Source organism: Achromobacter sp. (assembly GCF_032113835.1).
Classification (GTDB): Bacteria; Pseudomonadota; Gammaproteobacteria; order Burkholderiales; family Burkholderiaceae_B; genus Achromobacter.
This window is the reverse complement of record NZ_DAMCTG010000039.1, coordinates 16937-30895: the sequence shown is the minus strand read 5'-3', so window position 1 is coordinate 30895 and position 13959 is coordinate 16937. Positions and strand designations below refer to the sequence as shown.

Below are 13959 nucleotides of genomic sequence, written 5' to 3'. Positions count from 1 at the left end.
AATGCGTAAAACCTGGCTTGCGGCCACGATTCTGGCCGCCTGCGCGGCCGCCACCTCGCTGCCCTCGGCAGCGCAGACCACCCTGAAGATGGCCTACGCCCTGTCGACGTCGTCGCACTACGGCGCCGGCGCCGACGCGATGGCCAAATCCATCGAAGGCTCCACCAACGGCAAGTTCAAGGTCCAGCAGTTTGCCAACAGCGCGCTGGGCGGCGAACGCGAAGTGATCGAAGGCCTGCAGATCGGCACCATCGACCTGGCGATCGTTTCGACCGGTGCAACCCTGAATTTTGTTCCCGAGACCGGCGTTTTCGACATCCCGTTCCTGCTGCGCGACCTGCCGCACGCCCGTGCCGTGCTCGACAGCAAGATCGGCCAGGACATGCTGGCCAAGTTCCCCAGCCGCGGCATCGTGGCGCTGGCGTGGGGCGAACAGGGCTTTCGCCACCTGACCAACAACGTGCGCCCGGTCAAGACCCCGGCGGACGCCAAGGGCCTGAAGATCCGCACCACCGAAAACCCGATCCACATCACGGCCTTCCGCCAGATCGGCATCCTGCCCACGCCGATGGCCTGGCCCGAAGTGGCCACCGCGCTCCAGCAGGGCACCATCGACGGCCAGGAAAATCCGCTGTCCGTGATCACCTCGGCCAAGCTGTCGCAGATGCAGAAGTACCTGTCGCTGACCGGCCACGTGTACGGCCCGGCCCTGGTGCTGATGTCCGCCAACGTCTATGAAGGCCTGTCGGCCGCCGACAAGGCCAACTTCGACAAGGCCGGCAAGGAATCTGCCCAGGCCATGCGCGCCTACGTCGACAACATCGAGAAGACGGGCGTCGAGCAGCTCAAGAAGGAAGGCATGCAGGTGTCCGAAGTGGACCGCGCCGCCTTCGCCGCCGCCGTGGAACCGGCCTACCCCGAGTACTACAAGAAGTTCGACAAGAAGCTGATCGACTCGATCCGCGACACCAAGTAAGCCGGCACGGCCCCCATCGCGGGGCCGTTTGCCTGGCGGCGGGACCGGCCTGCGCCGCGCGCCCGCCCCCCATTTCCGCGTCCATCGCCAACGGAATTCACCATGCGTTTGCTCTGCGCCTTCGACCGCGGCCTGTTCAAGCTGGTCTCGGCTCTCGCCCAACTTCTGCTGGTGGCCGCCGCGGCCGCCGCGTTCTACCAGGTCATCGCCCGGTTCGTGCTGCATTCGCCCGCCGACTGGAGCGAGGTCCTGACCCGCGCCCTCCTGATCTGGACCGTGCTGCTGGGCGTGGCCCTGGCCTTCCGCCACGGCGCCATGATCAGCGTCGAGCTGCTGCGCAACCTGCTGGGCGGCACGCGCCGCCGCGTGCTCGAGGCCATCATCGGCCTGACCTGCGCCGGCTTTCTCGGCTTTCTGGCCTGGATCGGCGGCAACATGACCTATCGCGTGCGTTTCCAGAACGTGCCGAGCCTGGACATCTCGATCTCCTGGATCTACCTGGCGATCCCCGTGGGCGCCACGCTTGCCGCCATCGCCGTGCTGGCCCGCTGGTGCGCCGGCGAAGAAGACGACGTGCCCGTGCGCAACGACGCGCAAGGCTGAGCCGCCCCCCTTATCGAATCTGAGCAGCAGAAATCGCCATGTCCCAATTAATGATTGTCTCGATGCTGATTTTCTTCGGGCTGTCCGTGCCGGTCGCCGTGTCGATCGGCCTGGCCAGCCTGGCGGGAGTCGGCGCCTCGGGCCTGCCCTGGCTGGTTGTCGCGCAGCAGTTGTTTGCCGCGCTGGACAAGTACCCGCTCGTGGCCATCCCCTTCTTCATCCTGGCCGGCAACCTGATGGAAGCCGGCGGCATCTCCGAACGCATGGTGGAATTCGCCAAGAGCGTGGTGGGCGGCATCCAGGGCGGCCTGGCCTGCACCTGCGTGCTGACCTGCATGATCTTCGCGGCGGTCGCGGGCTCCAGCGTGGCCACCACCTTCGCGGTGGGCGCGATCCTGATCCCCGCCATGATCCGGCACGGCTATCCGGCCCCCTTTGCGGCGTCATTACAGGCCAGCGCGGCGGAACTCGGGGTCATCATCCCGCCGTCCATCCCGATGATCCTGTTTGCCGTGTCCACCGACACGTCCACCGGCGAACTCTTCATCGCCGGCGTCATGCCCGGCATCCTGATCGGCATCGCGCTGATGTTCTATGTCTGGCTCTACGCCAAGCGCAACAACCTGGGCAAGCGCGACGGCGAAGGCCGCCTGCCGCTGTGGCCCGCCTTCAAGCGCGCGTGGCTTGCGCTGCTTATGCCCGTCATCATCCTGGGCGGCATCTATGGCGGCGTCTTCACGCCGACCGAAGCGTCGGTCGTGGCCGTGATGTACGCCGTCTTCGTGGGCAAGTTCATCTACCGCCGCCTCACGTTCCGTCAGTTGTCGGACACGCTGCACAAGTCGGTCGTGTCGACCGCCGTCATCATGTTCGTGATCGCCAACGCTGGCATCTTCAGCTTCCTGCTCAACCGGGCCGGCATTCCCGATGCGCTGGGCACGTGGCTCGCCCAGATCTTCGACACGAAGTTCGGCTTCCTGATGGGCGTGAACGCCGCGCTGTTCGTGATCGGCATGTTCATCGAGACCTCGGCCTCGATCGTCGTGCTGGCCCCCTTGCTGCTGCCGGTGGCCCTGCAGTTCGGCGTGGACCCCGTGCACTTCGGCATCATCATGGTGGTCAACCTGGCGCTGGGCATGATCACGCCGCCGTTCGGGGTGAATCTGTTTGCCGCGTGCGCGGTGGCCAAGCTGCCGCTCGAGCGCCTGATCAAACCCTTGATTCCCTTTGTCGGCGTGGTGATCCTGTGCCTGATGGTCATCACCTACTGGCCCGGGCTGTCGCTGGGGCTGCGCGACCTGGTGTACGCGAAGTAGTTTGCGCGTAGCCGCCGCGCGGGCAATCGTCCGTGCGGCGGGTAACGCCCGGCCCGCCTAACGGCGTGCAGGGGACGCAGAATGAGAAAAGCGCCCGGTTGGGGCGCTTTTTCGTTCTGGGGGCCTAGATTTCGCGTTCTTCCGTCTTGAGGTTGTTGTCGCGGGCGAAATCCACCACGAACTTGTAGGCCAGCGGCTCCAGATCGCGCAGGCGCAGGTCGACGACGATCCCGCGCACGCCATCGATCACGACGGGCAGCACATAAGGCGAATAAGTGAGGTGGTTACCAGCACAGCCGGCGGGCCGGAACTGTGCCATTACGCCGGCGAGCCGTTCCGCCCAATCGCTGGGGCGGAAGCGGCTACCGCTTTCGGTAACGCCATGAATTACGAATTGTCTGACGCGAGTTGCCATGTGTTCTTCACTGCGGGACGCCTTTCACGAAAGCCGGATCTTCGGCGTGATCAAACATGCGTGCCGCGCCGCGAATTGTATATGATTGATCCTTTGCCCTCTTTCGAACCGCGATTCGCCCCTGATTCGCCCTAGCAAGCGGGCATGCTGTCGATGCCATTCCCCCAGGAGGATCCGCGATGAGCTCGCCTCTGGCCAATATCTATGCCCGGCTGCCGGTATCGTTCACGCACGGCCAGGGTGTCTGGCTGTGGGACGCAGGCGGCCGCAAGTACCTGGATGCCCTGGCCGGCATCGGCGTCTCCTGCCTGGGCCATGCCCATCCGAAGCTGGTCGCCGCCATCGCCGAACAGGCCGCCCGCGTCATCCATACCTCCAACATCTACGACATTCCCCAGCAGACCGAGCTTGCCGCCCGTCTGACGGCGCTGTCCGGCATGCAGGAAGTCGCGTTCAACAACAGCGGCTCCGAAGCCAACGAAGCCGCCATCAAGCTCGCCCGCTACTACGCCTACCAGCGCGGCAACAAGCACGCCCACATCATCACCATGGATTCGTCCTGGCATGGCCGCACGCTGGCCACGCTGGCGGCCACCGGCAGCGACAAGGCGCGCAAGGGCTTCGAGCCTCTGCCCAGCGGTTTCATCCAGGTGCCGTACAACAACCTGGAAGCGGTACGCGACGCCGGCGACGCCGAGCCCCGCACCACCGCCGTGCTGCTGGAAGTCCTGCAGGGCGAAGGCGGCATCCGCCCGTCCGACATCGCCTACCTGCAAGCCCTGCGCCAACTGTGCACCGAGCGCGGCTGGCTGCTGATGATCGACGAAGTCCAGTCCGGCATCGGCCGCACCGGCAAATGGTTCGCCCACCAGTGGGCCGACATCCGCCCCGACGTCATGACGCTGGCCAAGGGCCTGGCGGGCGGCGTGCCCATCGGCGCGATGCTCGCCGCGGGTCCGGCCGCAGGCGTCTTCACGCCGGGCAGCCACGGCACCACGTTCGGCGGCGGGCCGCTGGTGTGCGCGGCGGGCCTCGCGGTGCTCGATGCGCTGGAATCCGAAAACCTGCTTGAAAACGCCCATGACGTGGGCGAATACTTGAAAGACCGCCTGGCCGGCGCGCTGGCCGGCACGCCCGGCGTGGCCGACATCCGCGGCCGCGGCCTCATGCTGGGCATCGAGCTGGCCCGCCCCTGCGGCGTTCTTGCGCTGCGCGCCATGGAAGCAGGCCTGCTCATCAACGTCACGCGCGACCGCGTCATCCGCATGCTGCCGCCGCTGATCCTGACGCGCCAGGAGGCCGACCAGATCGTCGCCATCCTGGCGCCGCTCATCCAACAGTTCCTGGCCGAAAAACCATAATCAACGTCCCTGCCGGGCCACGAGCCTGCCGGGGCCCAATGACCTGCGACATCAACATGACTCCTCCCACGACTCAAAACGGCCCCCTGCGGCACTTTCTGCAGTTCAAGGACTTCTCGTCCGCCGAGATCGCCTACGTGCTGGACCGCGCGCGCCTGATCAAGGAAAAGTTCAAACGCTATGAGCCCCACATGCCGCTGCATGACCGCACGCTGGCAATGGTGTTCGAAAAGGCCAGCACGCGCACTCGCGTGTCGTTCGAGGCCGGCATGTACCAGATGGGCGGTTCGGTCATCAACCTGACCTCCAACGACTCGCAGCTCGGCCGCTCCGAGCCCATCGAGGACACCGCGCGCGTGATCTCGCGCATGGTCGACATCGTCATGATCCGCACGTTCGAGCAGACCCGCATCGAGCGCTTCGCGTCGCATTCGCGCGTGCCCGTGATCAACGGCCTGACCAACGAATTCCACCCCTGCCAGATCCTGGCGGACATCTTCACCTACATCGAGCACCGCGGCCCCATCGCCGGCAAGACGGTCGCCTGGGTGGGCGACGCCAACAACATGGCCTACACGTGGCTGCACGCGGCCGAAATGCTGGGCTTCACGCTGCATGTGTCCACGCCGGCCGGCTACGAACTCGAAGCCTCGCGCATCGGCACGCCGTCCGACAAGGTGCTGCGTCAGTTCAAGGACCCGATGGAAGCCTGCAAGGGCGCGCACCTGGTCACCACCGACGTGTGGACCAGCATGGGCTACGAGGCCGAAAACGAAGAGCGCCGCGCCGCATTCGCCGACTGGTGCGTGGACGCCGAAATGATGGCCGCGGCTGACCCGAAGGCCGTCTTCATGCACTGCCTGCCCGCCCACCGCGGCGAGGAAGTCACCGGCGAAGTCATCGACGGACCGCAGAGCGTGGTCTGGGACGAAGCCGAAAACCGCCTGCACGTGCAGAAGGCGCTGATGGAATTCCTGCTGCTGGGTCAGGTCGACTAAACCCGTCCTGCACGCATGAAAAGGGCCCGGACATCCTGCGATGTCCGGGCCCTTCTGCTTTTAACTTTCTGCTTTCTAAAACGCTTGGCGCTACAGGATCTTCCTGAACATCGTGCGCCGCGTGTTGCGGAACGACGGCCGCACGCGGCTGCTCCAGTCGGTCGCGCGCACCGCCAGCCACGGCGGACTGCCAAAGGTTTCCTGCGTGTGCAGGTCGTAGCAAGCCAGGTAGCGCGGCGATTCATCGCGGCATTCCCAACGCTGCGCGCGCACGGTGCCCGGCACCGACGCCAGCCCCGGCAGGTGCTCCTGGTCGTACCACGCGTTCAGGTCGGCCTCGGCCTCGGGCAGCACGTCGGTCTCGACGATGTAATGCCACGGGGCCTCCTGCCCCGCCGACGCGCCGGGTAAGTCCAGCGTCCGGTGCAGCACCCGCGCATGCGCGCCGGGCGCCAGTTCGTTCAGGCGGGCCTGGATCTCGGGCAATACACGGGCCCCGCGCACGGTTACGTAGGTGTCCTCGGCTTCCAGCGCGGCAAAGGCGCTGATCTTCACATCCGCCAGCCCGTCCGCAAGGCGCGCGGCCAGATCCCGGGCGCGCGCCTCGTCAAACCGTTCCCCCAGCGACACCAGCAACATCGTTTCCTGCACAGCGTTCTCCTTCAATGTCCGACGCGCAAGGCGACCAGAAAGCGCGACACCATGTTGTAGGCGCCGACGGTCGCGGCCAGTTCCACCAGTTGCGCATCATCGTAGCGCTCGCGCAGCGGCGCGAACACCGCGTCCGGAACCTCGATGTCGCGGGTCATGGCGTCGGTCAGCGCCAGCACCTCGGCCTCACCCGCTTCCAGTCCCTGCACCTGATCCGGCGCGGGGTTGCCACGCAGCACGTCGATGACGGCCTGCGGCATGCCGCCCGCCAGCGCGTGCGGCACGTGCGCCTCGAACTCGTATGGCGCATTGTTCAACGTCGCGACGCGCAGGATGATCAGCTCGCGCAACCGCGGCGCCAGCGACGTCTTCTGCCGGATCGCGGTCAGCATGGCCTCCCAGCCCTCGACCACCGCCGGGCTGTTCAGCAGCACCTGGTACAGCGGCGAGATGCGGCCGCGCGCGGCGGCGATGCGCGCCTCCAGCACAGCCAGTTCGGGGCGGGTGCCGGGTACGACGGGTTCGATTCGGCGATCGCTCATGCTTACTCCGGACGGATGTTCTTGCGCTGGATCAGCGCGGTCCACTTCTCGCGGTCGGCGGCGATCAGCGCGCCCAGCTCCTGCGGCGTGCTGGGCGCGGCCTCGGCGCCGAACTTCTCCAGACGGGCGCGGACGTTTTCATTGCCCAGCGCGGCGCGCACGGCCTGGTTCAGCTTGTCGACGGTGGCGGCGGGCGTGGCTGCGGGCGCGACGAGGCCATACCAGTTGTTGGATTCGACACCGGGGATGCCCAGCTCGGCCATCGTCTTCACGTCGGGCAGCAGCGGATGGCGCGTCGGCGCGGCCAGGCCCAGGGGCTTGAGCTTGCCGCCCTGGATGTGGCCGATCAGGCCGGGTACGTCGCCGAAGAAACCGGACACCTGATTGCCCATCACGTCGTTGATGACGGGCGCCGCGCCCTTGTAGGGCACGTGCAGCACCTTGGCCTTGCTGGAATCGGCGAACATTTCCAGCGTCAGGTGCGGAATGCTGCCGATGCCCGACGAGCCGATGGCCACCGACTGCGACGCGGCCTGCGACTTCTTTACGAAGTCGGCGGCATCCGTCGCCGGATTGGACGGGTTCACCACGAACACCGTGGCGTTGTTCACCACCCGCGAGACCGGCGCGAAATCCCGCGCGGGGTCATACGGCAGATCCTTGTACAACGCCGGGCTGATCGCCACCGCGCCCACGCTGGTCAGGAACAGCACCGAGCCGTCGGCCGGCGCCTTCGCCACATAGGCGGCGGCGATGTTGCCGTTGGCGCCCGCCTTGTTCTCGACGATGACGTTCTGCTTGAGCTCCTTGCCCAGCTGCTCGGCCAGCACGCGGCCCACCAGATCCACGGGGCCGCCCGGCGGGAAAGCGATGATGAGGCGCACGGGGCCGTCGGCGTGGGCCACGCTGGCGGCGGCCAGGCTCAGCACGGCGGCCGAGATGATTTTCTTGAACATGGTGTCTCCTCGTTGATGGGGATGTGCTTGCGGCGGGGGCTTCCAGGCCCTCGTTCCGCGTTCTCTGTGCTACTGAAATCCGTACAGCCGCGCCGGGTTGTCCACGAGCACGCGCTGGCGCAGCCCGGCGTCCGGGCACGCTTCGAAAAAGGTGTCGACCAGTTCACCGTCGTCCGGCATGTCGCCGGCCACGTTCGGATGCGGCCAGTCCGTGCCCCACAAGGTGCGGTCCGGCATGGCCTCGGCCAGCGCGCGCACGAACGGGATGCCCTCCGCGAAGGGGCGGCGGCCGGCGGCGATCCGGTCGATGCCCGACACCTTGACCCACGCCTGGCCTACGTCCGCCAGGCTGAGCAATGCGCGCATCGCGGGCGATTCCAGCCCATCGGCCGCCTTCAGCCTGCCCATGTGGTCCACCACGAACGGCACCGGCAGCGCGAGCAGGCGCGGCAGCAGTTCGGGCAGCATCGCGCCGTCCACATGCAGGCACAGATGCCATCCCAGCGGCGCGATCAGCTTGACCACATGGTCGAACACGGCCGGCTCGGGCGCGCCGCCCAGATGCGGCACGAAGTTGAACCGCGCGGCCCGCACGCCGCCTTCGTGCAGCGCCTTCACACCGGCAGCCGTGGCGTCCGCCCCCAGCAACGCCACGCCGCGATAACGCCCTTCGCTGCGCGCCAGCGCATCCAGCAAGGCGCTGTGGTCCGATCCGTGGCAGTTGGCCTGCACCACGACCGCGCGCTCGACGCCCAGATGGGCATGCAGCGCCGCCATGCTGGCGAACGACGCGTCGGGTGGCGTGTACGACCGGCCTTCCGCGTACGGAAACACGTCGCCGGGTCCGAAGACGTGGCAATGCGCGTCGCACGCGCCCGGCGGCAGCGCATGGCGGGGACGGGAGGGCGAGGCAAGCGGCGGACGGCAATCGGGCACGGGAACTTCCTGCATGGAAAGCGCCATGGTCGCGGAATGCCGGTGGGCGAACAATGCTATACCGTATATTTCTGATATCGAAAAACCTAATATCCGATGGACCTCAAGCAGATCGAATACTTCGTGCGCGTGGCCGAGCGCCGCAGTTTCTCGCGCGCCGCCGAAATGCTGGATGTCGCGCAGCCCACGCTCAGCCGCCAGGTGCGGCTGCTGGAACTGGAGCTGGGCCAGCACCTGCTCTACCGCAACGGGCGCGGGGCCGAGCCCACGGAAGCGGGTCTGCGATTCCTGGAACACGCCCGCGCGTTGCTGGCGTTGGCCGAGCGCGCCAAGGAGGATCTGCAGACGCTGCGCGAAACGCCCACCGGCAAGGTCATGATCGGCCTGCCGCCACGCATCGCGCGGGTGCTCACGCCGCCGCTGGTGCAGGCGTTCCGCCAGAATTTTCCCGATGCGTCCATCGCGGTGGCCGAAGGCTTGAGCGCCCAGGTGCGCGAATGGCTGCTCGCCGGCCGGGTGGACCTGGCCCTGCTCTACGATCCGGCTCCGTCCCCGCAGCTCGCCTACGAATCCCTGTTCCGCGAAGACCTGGTTCTGGCCGCCGCCGCGGGCCATCAGCCGCCCCTGCCCGCCCGCGTGCCGGTCGCGCGGTTGGGCGACTATCCGCTGGTGCTGCCCAGCCTGCCCAACGCCATCCGCACCCTCGTCGAGAGCGTTTGCCGTGCGCAGGGCGTGCGGCTCAAGGTCGCGGCCGAGGTCGACGCCGTGCAGACCATCGTCGAACTGGCGGCGCAGGGCGACGCCTACGCCATCCTGCCGCGCTCGGCGGCGCGCGGACCGGCCGCCGAGCATGAACTGTCCCTGTGCGCCATCGGCTCGCCCACGATCACCAACAACCTGGTTCTAGCCAGCGCCCGCCATCGCCCGGCCACCCGGCTAGCCGCGGCCACGGGCGAGCTGATTCGCGGCCTGCGGCTGGCAGAGTTGTTCGCGCCGGGCAGCCCTCCCGCCGCAACCGGGGCGGCCAGCCCCCCTCAAAAGAGTTAAAATGGCGGGCTATTTTCTTGTTTGGCGGCTCGTTGCTGTCAAAGTCCTGTTGGCGTCTCACCTCAAACAATGACCACTATCCTCCCGAACCTGCCCACCGGCCAGAAAGTCGGCATCGCCTTTTCCGGCGGCCTGGACACCAGCGCGGCGCTCCTCTGGATGCGCAACAACGGCGCCATCCCCTACGCCTACACCGCCAACCTGGGCCAGCCCGACGAATCCGACTACGACGAGATTCCCCGCAAGGCCCTGGCCTACGGCGCCGAAAACGCCCGCCTGATCGACTGCCGCGCGCAGCTCGTGGCCGAAGGCATCGCCGCCCTGCAGTCGGGCGCGTTCCACATCTCGACCGCCGGCATCACGTACTTCAACACGACGCCCATCGGCCGCGCCGTCACCGGCACGATGCTGGTCGCCGCCATGAAGGAAGACAACGTCAACATCTGGGGCGACGGCAGCACGTTCAAGGGCAACGACATCGAGCGTTTCTACCGCTACGGCCTGCTCACCAACCCGGAACTCAAGATCTACAAGCCCTGGCTCGACCAGCGCTTCATCGACGAGCTCGGCGGCCGTTCGGAAATGTCCGAATACATGCGCCAAGCCGGTTTCGACTACAAGATGTCGGCTGAAAAGGCCTACTCCACCGACTCCAACCTGCTCGGCGCCACGCACGAAGCCAAGGACCTGGAACAACTGAATTCCGGCATCCGCATCGTCAAGCCCATCATGGGCGTGGCGTTCTGGCGCGACGACGTCGCCGTCAAGGCCGAGGAAGTCACGGTGCGCTTCGAAGAAGGCCAGCCCGTCGCCCTGAACGGCGTCGAATACGCCGATCCCGTCGAACTGCTGCTCGAAGCTAACCGCATCGGCGGCCGTCACGGCCTGGGCATGAGCGACCAGATCGAAAACCGCATCATCGAAGCCAAGAGCCGCGGCATCTACGAAGCCCCGGGCCTGGCCCTGCTCTTCATCGCCTACGAGCGCCTGGTCACCGGCATCCACAACGAAGACACCATCGAGCAGTACCGCGAAAACGGCCGCAAGCTCGGCCGCCTGCTGTACCAGGGCCGCTGGTTCGACCCGCAAGCCATCATGCTGCGCGAAACCGCCCAGCGCTGGGTGGCCCGCGCCGTCACCGGCGAAGTCACCATCGAACTGCGCCGCGGCAACGACTACTCGCTGCTGAACACCGTGTCGCCCAACCTCACGTACGCGCCCGAGCGCCTGTCCATGGAGAAGGTGGAAAACGCCCCCTTCACGCCGGCGGACCGTATCGGCCAGCTCACCATGCGCAACCTCGACATCGTCGACACGCGCGAAAAGCTGTTCACGTACGTCAAGACGGGCCTGCTCGCCTCCAGCGGCACGTCGCTGCCCCAACTGAAGGACACGACCTCGAAGAAGTAATTCTTCAAGGCCAAACAAAAAACCCTCGGTTTTCACACCGAGGGTTTTTTTTCGGCCCGCCGCCTACAACTCGACCTGCATGCCCATCTCCACGACCCGGTTCGCCGGGATCTTGAAGAACTTGGTGCTGCGGGTCGAATTGCGCGCCATGAACGAGAACACCGCGCGCCGCCAGCGCGACAAGGCGGGCTTCCTGGCCGCCACGACCGTCTGGCGCGACAGGAAGAACGACGTGCGCATCGGCTCCAGGTCCAGCTCCGGATAGGCTTCGGCAATCAGGCGCAGCGCCTCCGGCACGTCGGGATCTTCCTTGAAGCCGTAGGTGACCGTCGCGGCCCAGCTCGATGCGCTGAGCTTGTTCACCTCGAAGCGCTCTTCCGGCGCAATGTACGGCACGTCGGCCGACTGGATCGACAGGAACAGCACGTGGTCGTGCAGCACCTTGTTGTGCTTCAGGTTGTGCAGCAGCGCCGGCGGCACGTTGCCCGAATTCATCGTCATGAAGATGGCGGTGCCCGGCACGCGCGACGGCGGGTATTGCTCGAGCTGCTCCATGAATTCCTTGAGCGGCTGGCGGTCGCGCTGCTGCATGTCGGACAAGAGGCGCCGGCCACGCCGCCACGTCATCATCAGCGTGAACACAACAATCGCCACCACCAGCGGCAGCCAGCCGCCTTCATGGATCTTGAAGACGTTGGCCGAGAACAGCAGCACGTCCAGCAGCAGCAACAGGCCCAGCACCAGGAACCACATCATCCGCTTGATCCCCGTGCTGCCCCGCGGCAGCACCGCAAACGCCAGCACCGAGGTCGTGAACATCGTGCCCGTCACCGCAAAGCCATAGGCCGCAGCCAGATTGTCGGAATTACGGAACCACAACACCAGGATCAGCACCGCGCACAGCAGCAGCGCGTTGACCTGCGGCAGATAGATCTGGCCCTTTTCGATCGCGGACGTGTGCAGGATCTGCATGCGCGGCCAGAAGCCCAACTGGACCGCCTGGCGCGTCACCGAGTAGGCGCCAGAAATCACGGCCTGCGACGCCACGATGGTGGCGATGGTGGCCAGGGCGACCAGCGGCGCCAGGCCCCATTCCGGCGCCATCAGGAAAAACGGATTGCGGATCGCGGTGGGATCGCGCAGCAGCAGCGCACCCTGGCCGAAGTAGCACAGCGTCAGCGCCGGCAGCACCATGCTGAACCAGGCGCGGCGGATGGCCGGGCGGCCAAAGTGGCCCATGTCGGCATACAGCGCCTCGGCGCCGGTCAGCGCCAGCACCACCGCACCCAGCAGCACGAAGCTGACCCAGGGCGCTTCGACGATGAAGCGCAGCCCCCACATCGGGTTCAGCGCGGCCAGGACCTCGGGCGTCTGCCAGATCTGCCAGCCACCCAGGGCGGCCAACGTGGCGAACCACACGAACATCACCGGGCCGAACAGCTTGCCCATGGCGGCCGTGCCATGCGATTGGATCGCAAACAGCGCGATCAGCACGACCAGGGCGATCGGCACCACCCAATGGTCCAGCGTATGCGACACGATGCCGATGCCTTCCAGCGCCGACAGCACGGAAATCGCCGGCGTAATCATGCTGTCGCCGTAGAACAGCGCCGCGCCGAAGATGCCCAGCACGATCAGCACCCAGCGCAGCTTGCCCTCGCGCGCGCGCACCGCCAGTTCCAGCAGCGCCAGCGTGCCGCCCTCGCCGCGGTTGTCCGCGCGCAGCACCAGCATCACGTATTTCAGGGACACCACCACCATCAGCATCCAGAACAGGATGGACAGCACGCCCAGCAGATGGGCCGGTTCCAGGTCGGTATGCACGCTCAGGCCGGTCAGGCAGGCGCGCAGGGTATAGAGCGGGCTGGTGCCGATGTCGCCGTACACCACGCCCAGGGCGCCCAGGACCAGCGCCGCGCGCGACGATGGGGCGTGGGCGCCGCCGGGATGACCTGGGGGCAAAGAAGCAGCGCTGACCGTGCCTTGGCTCATGATGCGGGTTCTTGGCGAGTGAGTTGAGCCCCCTTGCGAGGACCGGGGAATACGACGGACAGCCGCGTTCCGGAAAAATCGGGCCGGCTGGTGAGCTTCCACCAGGCGCCGTGCGCGTGCGCGATTTCGCGCACGATGGCCAATCCCAGGCCGGAACCGCCTGCCGTCGCGGTGGGCGACCGGTAGAACGCCTCGAACACGCGGTCGCGTTCTTCCGGCGGGATGCCGGGTCCGTCGTCTTCGACGGTCAACGAGGGCGGGTTGGCGCCCACGATCAGCGTGATGCGCCCCGTGGGGTTGCCATAGCGCAGCGCGTTGTCGATCAGGTTGCCCAGCAGTTCCGCCAGCAGCAAGGGATCCGCGTCGATCCAGATGGGCGTCTCGGGCGCGGCCAGGTCCAGCTCGTAGTGCGCCTCGCGCACCCGCGGAAACCATTCGGCGCCGTGCACCCGCACCCACTCGCACAGGTCGATGCGCACAAAGCTGTCCTGTGGGCGCGCATTGGGATCGGCGCGGGCCAGCACCAGAAGCTGTTGGCCCAGCCGGATCATGCGATCGCTGACGGCCTTGATGTCGTTCTGGCTGCCCACCGAGATGCCGCGCGGGCCGTAGAACAGCTCTTCCGCCGCCCCGCCGCCGTACAGGCCGATCACGTCGCGCTCCAGCTCCTCCAGGGTGCGCAACGACATGTCCTGGCCCGACTGCAGCACGTAGCCCAGCGCGCCGATCTTCGACACCGCTTCGGTGCTGATCTTC

The 13959-nt window shown here is 66.8% G+C and carries 14 protein-coding genes; 7 read left to right on the top strand and 7 right to left on the bottom strand.

The annotated features are described in order from the left end of the window. The first annotated feature begins 1 nt into the window (after window position 1). The 3 genes from RT697_RS15165 (at window position 2) to RT697_RS15155 (ending at window position 2895) form a co-directional block, all read left to right on the top strand. On the top strand, window positions 2-976 hold the full coding sequence (locus tag RT697_RS15165) for a TRAP transporter substrate-binding protein (RefSeq protein ID WP_105238069.1): 975 nt from the start codon (window positions 2-4) through the stop codon (window positions 974-976). A gap of 102 nt (window positions 977-1078) precedes the next feature. Further along, complete coding sequence (locus tag RT697_RS15160) at window positions 1079-1579, top strand: TRAP transporter small permease (RefSeq protein WP_191576525.1); 501 nt, start codon at window positions 1079-1081, stop codon at window positions 1577-1579. Between the two features lie 38 nt (window positions 1580-1617). Beyond that, the gene (locus tag RT697_RS15155; protein WP_313699889.1) at window positions 1618-2895 is read left to right on the top strand and encodes a TRAP transporter large permease; all 1278 of its coding nucleotides are present in this window, start codon (window positions 1618-1620) and stop codon (window positions 2893-2895) included. Between the two features lie 124 nt (window positions 2896-3019). On the opposite strand, the gene RT697_RS15150 is transcribed toward RT697_RS15155, so the two are convergent. After that, window positions 3020-3310: a DUF3579 domain-containing protein gene (locus RT697_RS15150; RefSeq protein WP_013392635.1), complete on the bottom strand. Its 291-nt coding sequence runs from the start codon at window positions 3308-3310 to the stop codon at window positions 3020-3022. A gap of 179 nt (window positions 3311-3489) precedes the next feature. On the opposite strand from RT697_RS15150, the gene RT697_RS15145 reads away from it, so the two are divergent. Both RT697_RS15145 and argF read left to right on the top strand, forming a co-directional pair. Further along, window positions 3490-4671 carry an aspartate aminotransferase family protein gene (locus tag RT697_RS15145; protein ID WP_313699887.1) on the top strand — a complete coding sequence of 394 codons (1182 nt, stop codon included), beginning with the start codon at window positions 3490-3492 and terminating at the stop codon, window positions 4669-4671. A gap of 56 nt (window positions 4672-4727) precedes the next feature. Then, window positions 4728-5669, top strand: coding sequence for an ornithine carbamoyltransferase (gene argF / locus RT697_RS15140; protein ID WP_105241427.1), 942 nt, complete (start codon window positions 4728-4730; stop codon window positions 5667-5669). A gap of 90 nt (window positions 5670-5759) precedes the next feature. Here the strand turns inward: argF and RT697_RS15135 are convergent, their stop codons facing one another. The 4 genes from RT697_RS15135 to RT697_RS15120 form a co-directional block, all read right to left on the bottom strand. Continuing rightward, window positions 5760-6320, bottom strand: coding sequence for a DUF4286 family protein (locus RT697_RS15135; protein ID WP_313699885.1), 561 nt, complete (start codon window positions 6318-6320; stop codon window positions 5760-5762). A gap of 11 nt (window positions 6321-6331) precedes the next feature. After that, window positions 6332-6862: a carboxymuconolactone decarboxylase family protein gene (locus RT697_RS15130; protein WP_313699883.1), complete on the bottom strand. Its 531-nt coding sequence runs from the start codon at window positions 6860-6862 to the stop codon at window positions 6332-6334. Window positions 6863-6864: 2 nt separating this feature from the next. Beyond that, window positions 6865-7818, bottom strand: coding sequence for a tripartite tricarboxylate transporter substrate-binding protein (locus RT697_RS15125; protein ID WP_313699881.1), 954 nt, complete (start codon window positions 7816-7818; stop codon window positions 6865-6867). A gap of 69 nt (window positions 7819-7887) precedes the next feature. Further along, entirely contained in the window at window positions 7888-8754 is an 867-nt protein-coding gene (locus RT697_RS15120; protein WP_313699917.1) for an amidohydrolase family protein, read from the bottom strand. Between the two features lie 96 nt (window positions 8755-8850). Here RT697_RS15120 and RT697_RS15115 point away from each other — a divergent pair, with 96 nt between their 5' ends. Next, the gene (locus tag RT697_RS15115; protein ID WP_313699879.1) at window positions 8851-9801 is read left to right on the top strand and encodes a LysR substrate-binding domain-containing protein; all 951 of its coding nucleotides are present in this window, start codon (window positions 8851-8853) and stop codon (window positions 9799-9801) included. 69 nt (window positions 9802-9870) lie between these two features. Next, window positions 9871-11211, top strand: coding sequence for an argininosuccinate synthase (gene argG / locus RT697_RS15110; RefSeq protein WP_312438038.1), 1341 nt, complete (start codon window positions 9871-9873; stop codon window positions 11209-11211). A gap of 63 nt (window positions 11212-11274) precedes the next feature. On the opposite strand, the gene RT697_RS15105 is transcribed toward argG, so the two are convergent. Continuing rightward, on the bottom strand, window positions 11275-13203 hold the full coding sequence (locus tag RT697_RS15105; protein WP_191576531.1) for a potassium transporter Kup: 1929 nt from the start codon (window positions 13201-13203) through the stop codon (window positions 11275-11277). Then, the coding region (locus RT697_RS15100) for an ATP-binding protein (RefSeq protein ID WP_313699878.1) at window positions 13200-13959 on the bottom strand (760 nt) is incomplete at its 5' end. The genes RT697_RS15105 and RT697_RS15100, both read right to left, overlap by 4 nt.

Excerpts from the sequence above, each read along its gene's own strand:
- RT697_RS15165 (WP_105238069.1), top strand. The coding sequence starts at position 2 with ATGCGTAAAACCTGGCTTGCGGCCACGATTCTGGCCGCCTGCGCGGCC.
- RT697_RS15160 (WP_191576525.1), top strand. The coding sequence starts at position 1,079 with ATGCGTTTGCTCTGCGCCTTCGACCGCGGCCTGTTCAAGCTGGTCTCG.
- RT697_RS15155 (WP_313699889.1), top strand. The coding sequence starts at position 1,618 with ATGTCCCAATTAATGATTGTCTCGATGCTGATTTTCTTCGGGCTGTCC.
- RT697_RS15150 (WP_013392635.1), bottom strand. The coding sequence starts at position 3,310 with ATGGCAACTCGCGTCAGACAATTCGTAATTCATGGCGTTACCGAAAGC.
- RT697_RS15145 (WP_313699887.1), top strand. The coding sequence starts at position 3,490 with ATGAGCTCGCCTCTGGCCAATATCTATGCCCGGCTGCCGGTATCGTTC.
- argF (WP_105241427.1), top strand. The coding sequence starts at position 4,728 with ATGACTCCTCCCACGACTCAAAACGGCCCCCTGCGGCACTTTCTGCAG.
- RT697_RS15130 (WP_313699883.1), bottom strand. The coding sequence starts at position 6,862 with ATGAGCGATCGCCGAATCGAACCCGTCGTACCCGGCACCCGCCCCGAA.
- RT697_RS15125 (WP_313699881.1), bottom strand. The coding sequence starts at position 7,818 with ATGTTCAAGAAAATCATCTCGGCCGCCGTGCTGAGCCTGGCCGCCGCC.
- RT697_RS15115 (WP_313699879.1), top strand. The coding sequence starts at position 8,851 with ATGGACCTCAAGCAGATCGAATACTTCGTGCGCGTGGCCGAGCGCCGC.
- argG (WP_312438038.1), top strand. The coding sequence starts at position 9,871 with ATGACCACTATCCTCCCGAACCTGCCCACCGGCCAGAAAGTCGGCATC.
- RT697_RS15105 (WP_191576531.1), bottom strand. The coding sequence starts at position 13,203 with ATGAGCCAAGGCACGGTCAGCGCTGCTTCTTTGCCCCCAGGTCATCCC.